General features: G+C 40.8%; 13 protein-coding genes and 1 pseudogene. 3 read left to right on the top strand and 11 right to left on the bottom strand.

From position 1 onward, the window contains the following. Nucleotides 1-63 precede the first annotated feature (63 nt). Nucleotides 64-1,395 carry a P-loop NTPase fold protein gene (locus RM368_RS30695; RefSeq protein WP_322690499.1) on the bottom strand — a complete coding sequence of 444 codons (1,332 nt, stop codon included), beginning with the start codon at nucleotides 1,393-1,395 and terminating at the stop codon, nucleotides 64-66. A 900-nt stretch (nucleotides 1,396-2,295) separates the two neighbouring features. Between RM368_RS30695 and RM368_RS30690 the strand changes: the two genes are divergently transcribed. The 3 genes from RM368_RS30690 to ftsZ all read left to right on the top strand — a co-directional run bounded on the left by RM368_RS30690 (nucleotide 2,296) and on the right by ftsZ (nucleotide 5,525). Beyond that, a complete protein-coding gene (locus tag RM368_RS30690) occupies nucleotides 2,296-3,129 on the top strand; it encodes a cell division protein FtsQ/DivIB (protein WP_322697551.1) in 834 nt (277 codons plus the stop codon). A gap of 785 nt (nucleotides 3,130-3,914) precedes the next feature. Then, nucleotides 3,915-4,148: a hypothetical protein gene (locus RM368_RS30685; RefSeq protein ID WP_322697550.1), complete on the top strand. Its 234-nt coding sequence runs from the start codon at nucleotides 3,915-3,917 to the stop codon at nucleotides 4,146-4,148. Between the two features lie 60 nt (nucleotides 4,149-4,208). Continuing rightward, nucleotides 4,209-5,525: a cell division protein FtsZ gene (ftsZ, locus tag RM368_RS30680; RefSeq protein ID WP_194043065.1), complete on the top strand. Its 1,317-nt coding sequence runs from the start codon at nucleotides 4,209-4,211 to the stop codon at nucleotides 5,523-5,525. 527 nt (nucleotides 5,526-6,052) lie between these two features. Here ftsZ and gshB read toward each other — a convergent pair. The 10 genes and pseudogenes from gshB to crtW all read right to left on the bottom strand — a co-directional run bounded on the left by gshB (nucleotide 6,053) and on the right by crtW (nucleotide 16,867). Next, complete coding sequence (gene gshB, locus RM368_RS30675; protein WP_322697549.1) at nucleotides 6,053-7,027, bottom strand: glutathione synthase; 975 nt, start codon at nucleotides 7,025-7,027, stop codon at nucleotides 6,053-6,055. Between the two features lie 234 nt (nucleotides 7,028-7,261). After that, nucleotides 7,262-7,534, bottom strand: a complete 273-nt coding sequence (gene grxC, locus RM368_RS30670) for a glutaredoxin 3 (RefSeq protein ID WP_322697548.1) — start codon at nucleotides 7,532-7,534, stop codon at nucleotides 7,262-7,264. A 521-nt stretch (nucleotides 7,535-8,055) separates the two neighbouring features. Continuing rightward, complete coding sequence (locus RM368_RS38885) at nucleotides 8,056-9,384, bottom strand: XDD4 family exosortase-dependent surface protein (protein WP_416212268.1); 1,329 nt, start codon at nucleotides 9,382-9,384, stop codon at nucleotides 8,056-8,058. 448 nt (nucleotides 9,385-9,832) lie between these two features. Beyond that, the gene (locus RM368_RS30660) at nucleotides 9,833-10,714 is read right to left on the bottom strand and encodes a 2OG-Fe(II) oxygenase (protein WP_322697547.1); all 882 of its coding nucleotides are present in this window, start codon (nucleotides 10,712-10,714) and stop codon (nucleotides 9,833-9,835) included. 541 nt (nucleotides 10,715-11,255) lie between these two features. After that, the gene (hflX, locus tag RM368_RS30655) at nucleotides 11,256-13,001 is read right to left on the bottom strand and encodes a GTPase HflX (protein ID WP_322697567.1); all 1,746 of its coding nucleotides are present in this window, start codon (nucleotides 12,999-13,001) and stop codon (nucleotides 11,256-11,258) included. A gap of 248 nt (nucleotides 13,002-13,249) precedes the next feature. Beyond that, a complete protein-coding gene (locus RM368_RS30650) occupies nucleotides 13,250-13,615 on the bottom strand; it encodes a type II toxin-antitoxin system PemK/MazF family toxin (protein ID WP_322697546.1) in 366 nt (121 codons plus the stop codon). Continuing rightward, nucleotides 13,608-13,946: a hypothetical protein gene (locus RM368_RS30645; RefSeq protein WP_322697545.1), complete on the bottom strand. Its 339-nt coding sequence runs from the start codon at nucleotides 13,944-13,946 to the stop codon at nucleotides 13,608-13,610. The genes RM368_RS30650 and RM368_RS30645 overlap by 8 nt, the downstream gene beginning before the upstream one ends. A 182-nt stretch (nucleotides 13,947-14,128) precedes the next feature. After that, nucleotides 14,129-15,001 (bottom strand): annotated as a pseudogene (locus RM368_RS30640) (ATP-binding protein); the annotation flags it as partial. 10 nt (nucleotides 15,002-15,011) lie between these two features. Continuing rightward, nucleotides 15,012-15,992, bottom strand: a complete 981-nt coding sequence (gene cofG / locus RM368_RS30635) for a 7,8-didemethyl-8-hydroxy-5-deazariboflavin synthase subunit CofG (RefSeq protein ID WP_322697544.1) — start codon at nucleotides 15,990-15,992, stop codon at nucleotides 15,012-15,014. A gap of 113 nt (nucleotides 15,993-16,105) precedes the next feature. Then, nucleotides 16,106-16,867, bottom strand: a complete 762-nt coding sequence (gene crtW, locus RM368_RS30630; RefSeq protein WP_322697543.1) for a beta-carotene ketolase CrtW — start codon at nucleotides 16,865-16,867, stop codon at nucleotides 16,106-16,108. Nucleotides 16,868-17,487 lie beyond the last annotated feature (620 nt).

Here is a 17,487-nt window from a genome sequence, read left to right as displayed (position 1 = left end):
TGGATATGGGGCATTAGTCATTAGTTCACTAACAAATGACCAATGACTAATGACAATTGACTGTTACTTGTTTTGTTGCCAAGCTAAAACTTTTTCTGTTTCTGCCAAGGCTGGACTGATGCCAAACCACCGCCCCACAGGATCGCGATATTCAAACAGATACATGCTTCTTAGTAAGCTTTGATAGTCAGACTCACCTTTAACTCTCTGCTGCTGTACTACTTCAAACAATAATTCCCACTGGGACTCATCAATAGCTAATAGCAGATCGTCGCGGTAATCCTTAATCACGGCTTCTAAGCAGTCCCTAGAAAAAGGCGGATCTTGTCGTTGCAAGCAGCTATAAAGTAAACCTAATAAGTTACGAATGTGACCACCACTAACGCGACATAGACGATCCAAGGTTTCGGAGCGATCGAATAATTCTGTAATTAATGAAAGTCTGCTATTCAAAGGAACTTCTGGAAAAGCTCTAGCTAGAACTAACTGGCGCACTAGTGACATTCCTGGTTCGTAGTCACTGCCATCTCTTTGCCGCACCAATACCATCGGTAGTACTTTTGGTGCAATCCCTCCCCCCAGACGATTTTTCAGTGTCTCATACTCATTGGAGAAAATTAACGTTAGGGGAATTGTGTAAACTAGGTGGCATTTAAGTCGGCGTAACTGTTCGCCTCGGTCAATGAAGAGATATTCTGGTTGCGATCGCCCGGATGCTAAGGGACGCATATCTACTCGATCCAAATTATCTACAATCACTACCAGTCCTTTTTGACCCCTTAGCTTTAGCTGTTCAACAGCCTTTTCTAAAATCTCTTCGTTAATCGCCTGCAAAATACTATTGGTACGTGGTTCCAGATATTGCCTCAGTTGATTCCGCATCTGAGTGCTATCTTTGGTTTTCGCAGTAATTTTGGCAATACCCAAGGACAACTCTGCTTGTCCAGAAAGTTCTATGGGGCTTTGCAAAAAATCGCCTACTTCTTTAAACAAATTGGTAAAGTAACCAGGTTTGAGTTTGATGCTAATCCCTTCTAAACTGGCACTGACTTGACGGGCTACACTCAGCAAAATATCGCTGATATCAATATCTGCCATGTCTAAGTCTTGACTGGACTCAAAATAAACCACATGAAATCCTGCCAATTCTAGTTCTGTCTTAAGGCGCTGCAATTCCGTTGACTTACCACAGCCTATATGACCCGTAAATAACTGACAGGTTGGCTCGTCAGGAGAAATACGAATGATAGTTCGTTGCAATTCTTCGACAATCTTGCAACCACGTACATCAGCAAAATCTATGTAATACTGCCGATCTAGTACGTTACTTATATTTAGCGTGTAGCTAGGGTTACATGCTTTATAAAAACGTGACAAATTTAATGTCGTTTTCATGTATGTAGAGGTTTATGTAGATGCAGCTTAGTTTGGATTTTTTATACAATAAATCCCTATCTAGGATGTAGATAGAAGATTGACTCGCAAGGAGGTGGTAGTGTCTTGCAAAAGACAGCAGTTGTTGCCAGATTACTGTCAGTAATATGGTAGAGATTTAATTGACCCTAATAGCGAATGGCACTAAGATAATGCAAACCCATTATCTACAAAGCTTTGGGGTGTGGGGTGTAGGGTGTGGGGTATAGTGACGTTCGCGCCTGCGTTGCGTAGCCAAGAAATTTGTTTATGTTCGCACTTATTTTTACTTTTCTTGATTTTTTCCGAACTTACCTTTTATACCCTTACCTGGCAAGGATTTCATCTTTTACTGGTGCCGCTCAACCTGTCAGGTCTTAAGCATATCTGTCCTTTTTACAGCTGCTATTGAGGTTTTGACAATCTATCCCTTCTGTTTGACCTGCCACAAAATTAGATGGCTGAGGGATTAAGTAAAAAAAGCTACAAATTTTCATGGTTCTCAGTTTGGATAGCGGATGAGTGTGACTGGTATGAATTATAGCAAGGTATACAGAGATCCAGGAATACCTGTGTATCATTTCACATTCTATTTGTCAAGAAAGCAAAATTCCACATCTGTCAATTAATATTTTGTAATCTTTAAGGAAAAATCTTCAAAAATAACTTGTCAAAAAGACTACAGTCAGTTAAAAATGGACACCGGAAACTTTAATAGGACTAATTACTAGCGCCATAATCATTGTGTAGTTACTGTAAAGTGTTACTAAAAATAAAAAAAGTCTTGAGGAGAGCGGCTAAAAGATGCCAACAGTGTTTACTGAAATTAATAATGATACGAGCTTGTCAAGGAATTTAGATTGCAATCAAAAAGGGGTGTGAATGGCTGGCATAATATCAGTTTCCCGTACACATCTCGCCCAGCGTCGTCAGAAATTGCGTCGGCAGCGGCAGATGAGAATTATTCAAGCTATTTGGCGAACCTTTGCCATTACTGGTTTGGCAGGTGGATTGTTTTGGATGGCAGTCCAACCGATGTGGATGCTAAAGGCTCCCAAACAAATAGTGATGAAATCAGGTAATAAATTGCTGTCCGATCAAACAACTCAGTCATTGTTGGTGCTATCTTACCCTCAGTCTTTGTGGCGGATTGAACCGTCAGCGATCGCTAACTCTTTGAAGAAACAGCCAACTATTGCTCAAGCGATCGTCAGACGCCGCCTATTTCCTCCTGGATTAATCATTGAAATCCAAGAACGAGTACCTGTAGCGGTAACTCAAACACGTGGCAACAAAAAAGTAACAATCGGCTTGCTAGATGCAAGTGGGTCCTGGATGCCTTTAGAAAAATATACATCACTGAATCCTACTAGAAAATTACCCAATCTCAGAGTAATTGGCTTGCCAAATCAATACTGCCTTTACTGGAATCAACTCCATGAAGCTGTGAGCCAAAGTCCCGTGAAAGTTATAGAAATTGATTGCCAAAATCCAACAAATTTAATTTTGAAAACAGAATTAGGAAACGTGCATCTTGGTGTACCAGGTCCCCAATTGTCTGAACAATTTAAGGTACTCGCCCAAATGCGTCATTTAGCAACAAAATTTAATTCTGGTCAAATAGAGTATATCGATCTGAAAAATCCTGAACTTCCATTAGTACAGATGAACCAAAAAGATCAAAAATTAACTCCCAAAATTCCTAAAAACATCTAGCGTGTTTATTATTTTGATAGTTCCTAGTAAATTAAGAAGCTTTATGCTGATAAATATATTTATTATTTTCAGTTTTCCAGCAAATCGCGCGAAAATCGGCATTAACTTCTAATTAAAATGAGAAAATCAATCATAAAATCTCTATTGCGAGTAACAGACCCTCAATTGTTACCCTAACATCTAATAGTAGGGTGCAAAATGTCAGACAGTCTAATGATGGTCTATAGCGTATAAAACGCCTTCTGCCCATACATTCCTTGACTAAACCCACTGCAAAAAAGAGAACATTGCTTGAGCTTTTCATTCAGATTCCGACTCGCGAGCAGAGGTCACTGATGGAACGGTTTATGCCGGCATCCAAGTGCAGAAGCAAAAAGGCTCTGGCTTTGGTCTGTTGAGGACACTTCCAAAGACAGTTTACCGAAGTTTCAATCTGTAACGAAAAATGCCAGCCAAAATTGCGTAAGCATTGCTTCTGGGCAATAAGTTTGGACTGTTCTGTGCTGTAATTCCTATTAGGTGACGAAATCTCTTAGGAAATCTTGATTTGTTGGCCGCACTGGTGAGAGTTCTTGTAGGATAGACTATTGCTTCAACAAAGTGTCCATTGAGACCACCCAAACAACAAATTAATCAGGTATAGTCTGACAAGTAAATTCTTGCTTAGTTTAACTTAAGCATAAGTAAGTAGAAGGTAAATTTTGTGTCTAAAGCTGCAATTATTATGCCCAATGGTAAAACTTATTAACAATATTATTATTGAGACAGAGAAGATACGCTGTAGTGTGTCTTTACAAGTTATGCCCGCCGCTGAGAATAATCAAGAGATTAATGTCTGGTTGAAGTTATACAGGTCAGTTTTAGATAAATATAGGTATACTTCTCTAGAATTGGCTGTGCGATCGGCTGTGTTAAAAGCTCATCCCATAGCAAATTTTCGCACTGCCAATTCTGTTAGGCTTGGCAGTAGTGAAAACAATAAAGAACAACGCCATATTATTGTGGCATTGTCAAACTAAAGTTGACTCTGAGGTGAATAACACCTGAAAAAGTCGTTTATCTACCCTTTCACAAATCCAATGACACTTGATAATAACCAAGGACTTAACTATAAAAATTCCCAATCTACGGGACAGCCAGGGTTCTCTCTGGCAGTTAACTCGACCAATCCCTTTAATAACTCTGGGCTGAACTTCGGGCAAAATCACGATAATAAAAAAATTTCTCCAGAAAATAGCCGAATTGGTGAGATTGTTCCTGGTCGGGTCGCCAACATCAAAGTGATTGGTGTCGGTGGTGGTGGTGGCAATGCTGTTAACCGCATGATCGAGTCTGATGTCTCTGGCGTAGAGTTTTGGTCAATTAATACCGATGCCCAAGCTCTTACCTTAGCTGGCGCTCCAAGTCGATTGCAAATTGGGCAGAAGTTAACGAGGGGTTTAGGAGCAGGTGGTAATCCTGCTATTGGTCAAAAGGCAGCTGAGGAATCACGGGACGAAATTGCTACGGCTTTAGAGGGTGCAGATTTAGTATTTATCACTGCTGGTATGGGGGGTGGTACTGGGACGGGTGCAGCACCAATCGTGGCAGAAGTGGCCAAAGAAATGGGTGCCCTCACTGTTGGTGTAGTCACACGTCCATTTGTTTTTGAGGGACGCCGCCGCACTAGTCAAGCAGAACAAGGTATTGAAGGACTAAAAAGTAGAGTAGATACACTGATCATTATCCCCAACAACAAACTGCTGGAAGTGATCCCCGAACAAACGCCTGTGCAAGAGGCTTTTCGTTATGCAGATGATGTACTGCGGCAAGGGGTGCAAGGTATTTCTGATATCATCACGATCCCCGGTTTGGTAAACGTTGACTTTGCTGATGTCCGAGCAGTTATGGCAGATGCGGGATCGGCATTGATGGGAATTGGCGTTAGTTCTGGAAAATCTAGAGCCAGAGAAGCTGCGATCGCAGCTATTTCTTCACCATTACTAGAATGTTCTATTGAAGGCGCTAGAGGAGTTGTATTTAATATTACGGGTGGTACTGACCTGACTTTGCATGAAGTTAATGCAGCGGCAGAAGCAATCTATGAGGTAGTCGATCCCAACGCCAATATTATTTTTGGGGCTGTAATTGATGACAGGCTTCAAGGTGAGGTAAGAATTACTGTAATTGCCACTGGATTTACAGGTGAAGTGCAAGCTGCGGTACAACAAAGCGTGGCTAACGTTCGAGTAGCACCTAATACCTCGAAGCGTCCAACAACACAGCAACCGACAGTTAATCCCCCAACCTCAACTCCAAGTTCAACTCCAACACCAACTCCAATTCCAGAACCAAAGGAAAAACCTGGATTAGATATCCCTGATTTTCTGAGAAACCGACGTACACCAAGGAATTAAAAGATTTGGAATTTGGGATTTTAGATTAACTTAGTAGTCTCCGGTCAGGCTGAACGCTGTATAAAATCTGCTACTTCCACCAGGGTTTTACCAAGGGCAGGGATAAGCAATCTTTTGCCATACCCAATTTTGCCAATTGGTAAAAAAACTTGTCAAGGCTACTTTATAGAATGAATTTGGGCAGGAGTCTACTGGCTTGCATGTCCAGCTATGCTTTCAGAACAAAACAATAGGAATACCTGCCCAACTACGGATGCATCACCGATAGCGCAGTGTTAGCAAGTCTTTTCCCAAGGAAAGGCGCTAAAGGCGAATAGCACAGCGTTAGCGAGTCATTGAGCGTCACGAGCGTTACAGGCGATCGTAGACATGAATGCATCTACCCTTTGCGATCCACTAAACTCATATTCCCTATAAGTAAATATATTTACTTAAAACAAGTAGCGTAGGAAACAAACCCACGCAAGTGTCCAAAAGAAGTCTGTTTGCTGTGGAGTTAGAACATCAAACAAAAAAATAAATGTAAGTTATTTTTGGATTTTTAGTCTCTGTTCAATCCATTGAATAACCTGATGACCAAGGCGAGTACCATCTAGACGGTCAATCTCACGAATTCCGGTAGGACTAGTGACGTTAACTTCAGTTAGGTAGCCACCGATAACGTCAATACCCACAAAAATTAAGTCGTCTTGGCGTAAGCGTTCGGCTACTTGGGTACAAATTTCATATTCTCTTGGTGTAATTTCGGTTTGAGCGACTGTACCACCAGTTGCCATATTATTGCGAAAATCAGTTCCACTAGAGAGGCGATTGAGCGCACCAATTGGTTCACCATTGAGCAAGATAATTCGCTTATCTCCTTCTTTTGCCTCTGGTAAATAGGTTTGTACCATTACTGGTACTTTACCTTGGAGGGTACTAAGTTCAACAATAGAGTTAAAATTGCGATCGCCTGATTGCAAAAACAAAATTCCTTCGCCAGCTTTGTTACCTAACGGTTTGAGAACTGCTGCCCCCTTTGCTTCCACAAATTGTCGGATAAATTGCTTATCAGCACTGACAATCGTTTCAGGAATCGCCTTGGTAAACTGAAGGGCGTACATTTTTTCATTTGCCCCTCGGATGCCACTGGCACTGTTAATCACCAAGGTTTTATTTTGATCGATATAATCCAGAATGTAGGTGGCATAGAGGTAGGAATCATTGACAGGTGGATCTGTCCGCATAAAGACGGCGTCCATTGTCTCTAAAGAAGTTAAGGAGGAATCGCTTAACTTATACCAAAGATTCGCCGCTACCCAGCGTCCCTCTACCAACTGTACTGGTACAACTTCAACTCGCTGTAGAACAGCCAAAGCTTTGCCCTCCGCCACACTCAGCAGATTTGCTTGAGTCACCCAAACTTCGTGTCCCAGGATTTGCGCTGCTTCAATTAAGGCAACACTGGTATCATGACACGGGTCGAGTAGATGGATGGGATCAATGATAAAAGCCAGTTTCACCCTTTATACCTCAATCACCAAGAAATTAAATGGTTATTCAATTATTATCTCTTGATGCTCTCACCAATTGACGTACATATGTACTGCTGCTGAGTAGAATCTGGAGGGTAAAGTCTTGTGGACAGATTGGTTTTGTGAGTAAACCTGTAGATAAGGCAGCGTGTTATTTTTCTAGAATTGTAGCGACTACCGTGTAATTGCAGTGGTTTGTCGCGATCGCAATACCTTATGAACCTATACGCTATTGCTAGAAGTTAGTAGCTCATCGAGCTTGCCTTGACTATCTAAAGCGTGGATATCATCACAACCACCAATATGATCGTCATTGATGAAAATTTGCGGTAAAGAACGGCGTCCATTTGCTCTTTGAGCCATTTTATTTCTGGCTGCTTCATCCCCATCAATGCTGTATTCGATAAATTCAACACCCTTGTATTTCAGCAAACTTTTAGCACGAATGCAAAACGGGCAAGTCCTCCAAGTGTAAATTTCTACTTTTGCAGCCATGATATCCTCAACTTGATTTAATACTTTTTAATTTTAGAGCTTTGCCACTGACTGTGACTGCTTTATTCATTCATAACCTAATCTACAGAAGGCGCTGATGTAAGAAGGCAAAAATAAATAAAAGTAATGTTAAGTAATGTAAAAATATTGAGATTAATTTGTAGTGTATCTCTTTGGGAAAGCAAGCTACACGTAGCTTCTACAAACCTTGAATTATTTACGCAGCTTTATTTAAACTCCAAGGTTAAGCTAGCCAACTATTATGTAGATTATTTTTATTTTGTATCTGACCTAACCAGCTAATAATATTTCAGTTTCAATGCTAGCAATAGCAGTAATTATATTTAGATTGTTTCTGTCGCTCAAATTTTTTCGCTACTAAGCGTTAGTTAAAAAGCAGGAATTATTGAGGTGAGTTCTAGTTTAGTGTTTCTTACCTCTAACAAAAATGGGTCTAGAAGAGCACAAGCATTTCTAAACCCATATTTAAGCTTTCTCCTACTAAAACTCAGCAGTGTGGTTTAATTTTGGGAAATATTTTTTTTGTTTTTCTTCTTGAGTCTGAAAACACCCAAGGCAAATAATCCTAATGCTGCGGTTGTACTGGGTTCAGGTACTTTTTTCGGTTGAGGTGCAGGGGGTTGATAGTAAGGCGGTACTGATGGTGCTGGAGCAGGTGCAGGTGCTGGAGCAGGTGCAGGTGCGGGTGCTGGAGCAGGTGCGGGTGCTGGAGCAGGTGCTGGAGCAGGTGCGGGTGCTGGAGCAGGTGCAGGTGCTGGAGCAGGCGCAGGTGCGGGTGCTGGAGCAGGTGCTGGAGCAGGCGCAGGTGCTGGAGCAGGTGCGGGTGCAGGTGCTGGAGCAGGCGCGGGTGCAGGCGCGGGTGCAGGTGCTGGCGCAGGTGCAGGTGCAGGCGCGGGTGCAGGTGCTGGAGCAGGCGCGGGTGCAGGTGCTGGCGCAGGTGCAGGTGCAGGCGCTGTGGCAGGTTTTATACTAGTTTCGCTTAATGATGTACCGTACTGAAAACGGATGTTGCCAACCTTAGTGATGTCAAAGTCCGAGGTTAGCCCTGATAGCAGGAAAGTAGCTGAACCTTGAACAAAAGTTCCCGAACTCACGGCTGGATTTGCATCATTAGCGTAACCACTGATGATGCCGTAATTGAATTGCTGTCCACCGCCACCTTGGAAAATGCCTAAGCCAGCTGTACCCAGACCGTAGTGTTGGTCAATGCCAGGAAGTCCTCCAGTATTACTCGTGTTTGGCAATTTCCATTCCTTTAGAGCTAGAAGATCAACATTCTTTGTAGTGGTAGAGCCTGCGCTTGAGGTTACTATCGGGGCTAGAGCCGAAACCAGCGATAAGTTGTTTAGGGGAGAACCAGCATAGTCCCAGAAGACTGAGGTCAGAACATCAGAAGGATTTGAGATTCCTACAGAAGATTTGTTAGTCAGGGTCAGTGACAATAAACCATTATCTAGGTAATTAAAGAGGACTGACGCTGCCAGAGGATCATTAGATTTGTCGTAGGTATTGGTTCCTGTAGCTGAAAAACTTATAGAACCCAAACTCTTGGGTGCTGGCGCGGGTGCTGGAGCAGGTGCTGGAGCAGGTGCTGGCGCGGGTGCTGGTGCAGGTGCTGGAGCAGGTGCTGGCGCGGGTGCTGGTGCAGGTGCTGGAGCAGGTGCTGGCGCGGGTGCTGGTGCAGGTGTATTTTTGTTGCCGTTGCCGTTACCATTACCGTTACCGTTGCCAGCCTGTGCTTGGGGTAGTTGTGACCCTAAAGCTAAGGTGAATGATAATAGACCACAACTTATATAACCAATTACTTTTTTTGAATAAGCTTGAGACATGTAAATCAAACCTCTTTGTCTTAAACAAGATATGAAAAAGCTTCCTAATAATGATGTTTATACGAGCATCACAGACATCATTTTCTAATCTAAATTGACACATAAAAAATAGATTTAGTGCTGTTTTTTTATTAGCTTTATCAAAAATTTAATACCCGGTCAATAAATAGTTGATATTTAATTAAATATACCGAATAAGTATTTGTATTCTAAAAATATTTTTATTACGGTTACGTAATAATTCTAGTTTAAATTGGGAAATTAAATCTTTATTTAAAAATAATAAAGAAGTTACTTAATCAATATTGATAAACTATTTATAAGTCAATAAAAGATATTACTTAGAAAGCCGATTAGCTATGAGTTTGTAAGAAATTAGGGAAGGCGATCGCCTTCCCTAAAGTTAAATATTCATTATGATAGTGTACAGTGATTATACTGAATTTGCTTATCGACGCACCCAGCCATTGATAGTAAATCGACTATCTCCAAAAGCTTGAGAGGGACAACTCACAGGCAGTACTTCGTGCATATAACGGCTGAGGAAGAATACAATGCTGTTATTGCGAGGTTCGACTGTTTTGAATGTCTCAGCATTTATATATACGTTATTATCAATTTTGCTGTCGTAGATCAGCAACTCTCCACCAGAAAATGATTTTGGTTCTTGATAAAAGTAATAAACGTATGTTAGCTCTCTAGTAGCAGTATCTGGACTGCCATTGTCATTATGAAGTTTATAATAGTTACCATCATTATGTGCAGTTAGTTGGCTTTCAATTTGTGATACAGAAAATGATGGTAAGTTTAATTTGCTTATAATATCAGGAATCATTGCTTGAATTTTCTTTAATATCAGTTCGGAAAATTCAGGGAATGAGTAGACAACCATTGATTGGCGATAATTAATATCGTTGGTAGAAGTGTTGCTTGGCAAAAAATCCGACTCTTTTTTAAGGACGTATTTGAGTAAATTTTTGTGTTCTTCTGGTTTAAGAAAATTATCTATTTGTATATAATCAGAAGCCAAAATATAATCATTTTGAAACTGTACTTTCTCTGATTGCTGTACAAAGATTGGGGGTTCTGTAACCACACCTATAAGATGTTCGCTAGGAAAACATAAAACCGAGCGACCTTCATTGATGGGAATTTGGAATAAATTCTGTAACTCAGATTCTTGTTTGTAGGCGCGAGCCACAACTGTTGTTAAAAGGCTATGCAGTATAGGTGCATCTGATTTTAAATAAACGGTGTATTGATGTCCTCCAGTTAAAAGAAGCTGTACTTTGACATCTTTTGACTCAAATTGCTGTGAAGCTAATTGCATATACCTTTCTTTCTATAATGTTGATAAATGAGATAACTCTAAAAGTCATACTGAAAGGTTAATAGAGTACTTATAGCAGATTTCAAGTTGTGAGGCATATAGGAATCCGATTTGATTAATGAACATATTTGCGTAGGGAGGGAACTCTTAACTGGAAAAAAGGGATTTAGGAGTGTACTGAGTTTTTTCAGAAATCAAATATGAGTCCTATACAAGCTAAATCTGTTACCCAGATATAAAGCGTGTTTTACTTCTAAATTCTGCTGTATAAAATTAATTAAGAACAAATTAAATGTTTAAATCTTTATACGTAATTAGAATTTATTAAATGAACAAATTCAATTACTGTATCAGCTAGAAACATAAAAATACTATCAATCAATTGTTCTAGCACGTCTTTTATAATATTGTCATTCAGCAAATTCCACATAAACTGATAAAGCTTTAGTAAAGTAGAAATATCTATTATTTCAATAAAAAATGCCATAGTTACTATTAACTACGGCATTTTCAATTAGAAATTAAAAATTTATTTCAGTATTTACTGGGAATCAACGGCGTATTCAATGAGCTTGGCAAGGCGTTGACGTAGGGTTTCTAATCCCAAGCGCTGACTCGCAGAAATAAACACTGCCAAAGGAAATTCTTCTCTAGCTAGGGCTAGTGTCTCACTATTGGCTTGATCGATCTTATTAAAAATAACTAGCGCCGGGCCAGGAGTTATTGGCATTTGTGCCAAAATTTCTCTGACTGAGCGAATATGACGCAACCAAGCAGGATGAGACAAATCTACCAAATGTAGTAGGGCATCGGCTTCTGTGACTTCCTCTAAAGTGGCACGGAAGGCATCCATTAACGATGCAGGCAGTTCATGTATAAACCCTACTGTATCTGTAATCAGAATTTCCTGATGTTCATTGGTTTCGCCATAAGGAATCGCCAAACGGCGGGTAGTCGGATCGAGAGTAGCAAATAACTGGTCGGCTGTATAAACTTCTGCATTAGTGAGAGCATTCAGCAAAGTGGACTTGCCAGCGTTGGTATATCCAACTAAAGCAACTGAAGGAACTTCTCGATGCTGTCTTCGTTGCCGTAACCGTGAACGATGGGCTTGCAACTGGTTCACTTCTTTTTGCAGTCGGGAAATACGCTGCCCAATGGCACGGCGCTCAGTTTCCAGTTTGGTTTCACCAGGGCCACGAGTTCCAATACCACCACCCAATCGGGACATGGTGCGACCTCTACCAGCCAGTCGCGGTTGCATGTATTCTAACTGTGCTAGTTCTACTTGCAACTTCCCGGCACGAGATTGAGCGCGTTGGGCAAAGATATCCAAAATTACTTCGGTGCGGTCAACCACCCGGATACCAATTTGTATTTCTAAGTTGCGAACTTGGGAGGGTGAAAGGTCGCGGTCAAAGACAACGAGGTTGACTCCTAATGTTTGGGCAGTTAGGGCAATTTCTTGCACCTTACCTTCGCCAACTACTGTTTGGGGATGAACGCGCGATCGCTTTTGTTGTATTGTCTGTAATACATCTCCCCCAGCAGTATCAACTAAACGTGCTAATTCCACTAGGGTGTCTTGGAATTGTAGCGGAGTCATCTCACTGGTCATCAGCCCCACAATCAGCACGCGATCGTGGTCAGCATCTACTTCCTGGGCGATAAATTCGCGCTGGAATTCCGCTTCCAGATTTTCTACTAAGTCTACTAAATCCTGCTCTGCCAGATCGTCCAAATCCAGAGGTGGCGATATATTCCAACTTGGGCTTTGGATTTGGCTTTCCTCTACTTTGAGAGCCGCAGGACTAGTAATTAAGGTGCGAGACTCTTGGGGTGTCAGATGAGCTAGATAAGCTTCTTTGACATACCCAGTCGCCCCGCCGCCCCGCCGTGTAAATCCGGTTCCGGTAATATTTAGAACAACTAGGGCATCTAAACGTTGTAGTGCCATCGCCGTGAGCGCCGCTTCATTGGGTGGTTCTGGCTTGAGATGGGTAGCAATACAACGAATACCACTGAGTCGTTCTGCACCGTAACGGGGCAATTCCATCGGTGGTATTTGCGTTTGGCGTGGTGTGCCTACGCCGACGCGAATCACTTGTCCGCGACGGTTGATGTAGGCGCACACAGGCTGATTGACTTCTGTGCTAATTGCTGCCAAACGCTGGGAAAACTCAGGCGTGGTGATGCGATCGCCTGGTATGCGCTGGTGATACAGCCGCTGTAGTTGCTTCAGCTGGCTGGACTTCAGACCTTGGAGATTTCCAAAAATAGTTTCTATAGGCGTTTATGACCAGTGAAATGGCCCCCCGAATTCTTATAAGTCTATTTTACAACAGGGTTTAGGCTCCTATCTCTCTCCTTTGAGGGATGCATTGTGAATTAGTTCGCGGGCATATTGATTTGAGGTTATTTTGCTGGTGCTTGTCTGCACTTGAGCGATCGCTATTAATTTCAGTGAATATTTTCAGTAGAAGTGTGAAAGCGATCGCTACATTTAAATTGTATTTTTCTCAAAAATGATCTTTTTCAGTCGTTACTTTCAGGAGCATAATCAATACAGATAATTAAACCGTCTAGTAATTCTTGCATAACGGCTGTTGAAACTTTTCCTAACCACTGGACAAATCGCTCAGTTGTTACACTACGAACTTGCAAAACATTACCTGCTGAGTTGGAGTCTAAGCCATTTTCATTAGTTTGCTGGATAGGAATCATGAAAAGGCGATTTTGGAATTTAGATTGCCATGTTGCCACAGGAATAATAATTCGCATTGGTATAGAAATAAAGATATTAGAACTAATCACAACAGCAGGGCGAGTCTTCTGAATTTCTTGTCCTTTGGTTGGATCAAGTTGCACTAACCAAATCTCACCTTTTTTAGGATTAGTCATTCTCGGTTTCCCAGTCTTCACCATCCAGAACGGCAAACTCTGTTAATTCTGGGTCATTCAAAAAATCTTCGGATATAGCAGCGATAAAAGGTTCTAGTATTTTGTGACGTTCTGCTACAGGTAGTTTGGCAATTTTTCGGAGAGATAGTCGTTTTTGGTGTTGCAGATTTGATAAAATATTAGAATCTAAATCTTCAGTGTCTAACTGCTGGTAATTGACTGTTTTTTTTACAAGAAACTCAACAAAATCTAGGACTTCTTGTTGCTTGTCATTCGAGAGAATTCGCAGATTATCTAATACCGCTTTTTCAATATTAATTGTTTCTGACATTTGATTTCCTTTTTTCAAGATAGGTTAAATTTTTAATTTGTCATTCATCGGTATCCTTTTGAATTTAAGTCCTTATAAAACCTTTCATCTTTTAGTATTTAGCCATTCAAAAAGATGAAAGTCTTGATAAGCTTCGTCTGATTCTGGGGGTAAATCATCATCCCAATCACTTAAATTTGGGTTCATGAAAGTTTTGCTACAGCTTCTTGAAATTCTGGAATTCCTTGAATCAAAGGATGAATATCATACCAACGCTGCATCTCTCCCTCATCATCCAAATAGCGGTATTCTAAAAGACAGCGATTATACATTAAACTCCGATACAAGTCATCATTAATAATGCGCTTAGAACAAGACACTTCTGCTAACAGACACCATTGATGATTTTCCACAGCGCGGCGATAAGTATCTCTGGCTTGAGTAATTGCTCGTCGCACCGCTTTTTCTGAAACAGGTAACTCTTCAGTGCGTCCAATGGCATCTTGAGTTAACAATAGCAAATTCCTGACATGACCTCCACTCATCAAACAAAGTCTGTCTAAGATTTGAGGACTGTCGAAAATTTCCGTTTCTAGTGATAGTTCGGGTGCAATTTGCCGGACTCGCTTGTTAATTACTTCTTTAACTTTCTTGAGTCCTTCCTTGGAAACGTCTCCTTTGAGAGTGTTTACCATAATCATCGGCAAAATTTGGGGGTCGCCGTAGATATCTCTAAGGTCTGTTGCTCTGGTAGAATACACCATTGAAATGGGGACAGTGTAAATCAAATGGCAATCTAAAGCTTGGAGTTGTTCGCTACGGTCTAAAAAGACTTCTTCATAGTTGGTGCGTTCTCCGTCTTTGACTAACACCATTCGGTCTAAATTATCGACAATTACCGCCAGTTGAGTTTTACCCGTAGGTAAGTTCTTTTTTGCATCTACCAGGAACTCATTCAACACCTGAATTAAAGTGACGGTGTAAGGATCAATTTTTTGGCGAATCTTATAGCGTAATTCAGGAACAGCTCTTAAATTTGCGGTCAACTTGGCAAACTGAGCAAGTTGGGTTTCTACTTCTCTATTTTTACAAAAGAGAAACTGGGGTTAAAGTCTTTCGCCACTGTCTCACCGCTGTTTGTAATTCTTTCGACAACCAACTATCAAATTGCGGATAAACTGGTAAACGCGCCATCAACTCCCACCCCGCAGGTTGTAAAATTTCTCTTAATGCCTGTTCCTGAACATGAGGATAATCGGGATTCACCTCATCTTTTGGCCCTATTCCACCCAAATCTTGCGCACCAGCTTCGATACAAGAAAGTAACCATCGGTCATCTTTAACTAAATTCGGCGGAATTTGAATAGTAATATCTGGCGGTAAAATCTGACGCGCTTTAGCAATTACTTCTGGTAACTGATGGGGATCAAAAGGTGGTGCATCAAAGGTTTGCTGATGTCCTGGACTATGAGGTTGTAAAATAACTTCTTGAATGTGGTGATAACGTTGATGCAGTTGAGATATAGCTGTTAATGTTTCCCACCAATCATCTACAGTTTCCCCAATTCCCAACAGTAACCCAGTTGTAAAGGGAATCTGCAACTCTCCCGCCCATTGCAATTGCTGTAAACGAACTTCTGGTAATTTACTCGGTGCGTGTCGATGTACACTATTTAACAATGTTGGCGTTAACTGTTCCAACATCAGCCCCATCGAAACATTCACACGCTTGAGCTTTTGCATTTCTGCGAAACTCAGTGGTCCCGCATTCGTGTGTGGAAAAAACCCCATTGAAAGCGCTAATTCACATAAATCATAAATTCGCTCAAACCACGCCTGACGCTTTGGCGAATGAGGATGCACTTCACCGCTGAGTATGAGAATTTCACAGACTTTTTCGTTTTGAAGTGGTTTTAAAATATTGTCTGCATCTGAAAGACTCATCCAGGGACTTTTACCCGGTTCGCTGCGAAAGTTGCAGTAACTACAGCGATTAAAGCACTCGTAAGTGGGAACGATTGTATAAGCAGGGCTATAGGTGACAAGACGAGAATTATTAATTGGCATAAGCAGAATAAATTTGCTCTTAGTAGGCAGCCCCAGACTTATTTTAATAGCTGGAGACACTGACTACAAACCTTTAGTTATTCACGTCCAATTATTTACTAGATGAATAAGAACTATTTTGCTTTGTAAATTTCTGGTAACTGCCACCAAGCAACATGAGGATACTCGTGATGTTCTTGATGATAGCCGAAATGATAGCACGTGATAAATGACCACCAAATTGGACGGTTAATCGTTTGAGCACAATGAGGCTGAATATACCCTGCGATTGGCTCGCTATGTGGAAGGAAAGTACCAAAATAAAATAATTGGAATGAACTTAAAAGCGAAGGAAGCACCCAAAAAATTATTAGATTAATATGGGGTATATGAAAGATGCGATTAGCAAACTGATATATAAGAGTTAGAGCAATCATTTGTCCCCAACTCCAGTAACCTTTCATAAAATGGAAATACCAAGCAAAGAAGTTTTTGTGTTTACCATTATGAAAATCTGGGTCTACTTGAGTTGCTGGATTTTGGTGGTGTAACCAATGCTTTTTTAATAATTTTTTATATGGTAAAAGACCATAAAGAGATAGAGTTAATGTCCCAATAAAATGATTAATCTTGGTGTTTTGAGGAAACACTACCCCATGCATGGCATCATGAGATGTAATAAATAATCCCGTATATAAAAATGTTTGCCATAGTAAAACGGGCAATAACATCCAAAGTTTTAATTTGGAGATGTCAAGGGAAAGCAATAAACTCAGGCTAATGGTCCATGCGCTAACAATGACAATAGCAATGAAAAGTCCTTCAAAGTGAGATTCACTTTTCACTACTGAAGTCAATTTTGTTTGGTCGCTGGGTGGTTGTTCTAACTCGATCACACTTTTACTCCGCCTAGCATTCAGGTGAAAATTCCAAAAATAAAATATAGTCATTACAAAAACAACTAACTACTAGCCGAAAAACTGTGTTAGTGGTAAATGTTTTACACTGGACAATGCCAACAAACAAAAATATGTATAAATATTGAGATACTTTAATTATTATTACACAACTCGATGCTATTCTAAAAACCGTTTTCGGTTAAAAGGTTGGGTGATATGGATAAAGACACTGGTAAGATTAGTATTTCTTATAACCAGTACCTTGTATTTGATGCTTTCGGATAGAATCTAAGCCTGCAACAAAGACGCTCAATAATTAACGGGGAGTTTAAGAAATTAGGTGAAGTACGTCCCGCACGACGCTATAACCATTTATCCCTGTTCTGTCACTCTCCGAAAACATTTGCCATTTCTGAATTCTAGAGCTTTTCTCTACCAAGAGTGAACACGATTTTTTTCTAATAACAAATACAACACCCATTTTTTTCTAATAGGATAGCTTGTATTGATTGCCTGATGAGGCTTCTAGGGATTACTCTCCCGGAGAGTCACAAAAGCGGGTTATAGGAATCATATTTGATTTCTGAAAAAGACTACGAGATAATACGGAGGAAGAG

The sequence above is a fragment of the Nostoc sp. DedSLP03 genome (assembly GCF_034530815.1).
Lineage (GTDB): Bacteria > Cyanobacteriota > Cyanobacteriia > Cyanobacteriales > Nostocaceae > Nostoc.
The sequence above is the reverse complement of the archived record's forward strand: the minus strand, read 5'-3'. Positions and strand labels throughout refer to the sequence as shown.

Coding starts and splice junctions, on each gene's coding strand:
- RM368_RS30695 (WP_322690499.1), bottom strand. CDS start 1,395: ATGAAAACGACATTAAATTTGTCACGTTTTTATAAAGCATGTAACCCT.
- RM368_RS30690 (WP_322697551.1), top strand. CDS start 2,296: ATGGCTGGCATAATATCAGTTTCCCGTACACATCTCGCCCAGCGTCGT.
- ftsZ (WP_194043065.1), top strand. CDS start 4,209: ATGACACTTGATAATAACCAAGGACTTAACTATAAAAATTCCCAATCT.
- grxC (WP_322697548.1), bottom strand. CDS start 7,534: ATGGCTGCAAAAGTAGAAATTTACACTTGGAGGACTTGCCCGTTTTGC.
- RM368_RS38885 (WP_416212268.1), bottom strand. CDS start 9,384: ATGTCTCAAGCTTATTCAAAAAAAGTAATTGGTTATATAAGTTGTGGT.
- RM368_RS30660 (WP_322697547.1), bottom strand. CDS start 10,714: ATGCAATTAGCTTCACAGCAATTTGAGTCAAAAGATGTCAAAGTACAG.
- RM368_RS30650 (WP_322697546.1), bottom strand. CDS start 13,615: ATGACTAATCCTAAAAAAGGTGAGATTTGGTTAGTGCAACTTGATCCA.
- RM368_RS30645 (WP_322697545.1), bottom strand. CDS start 13,946: ATGTCAGAAACAATTAATATTGAAAAAGCGGTATTAGATAATCTGCGA.
- cofG (WP_322697544.1), bottom strand. CDS start 15,992: ATGCCAATTAATAATTCTCGTCTTGTCACCTATAGCCCTGCTTATACA.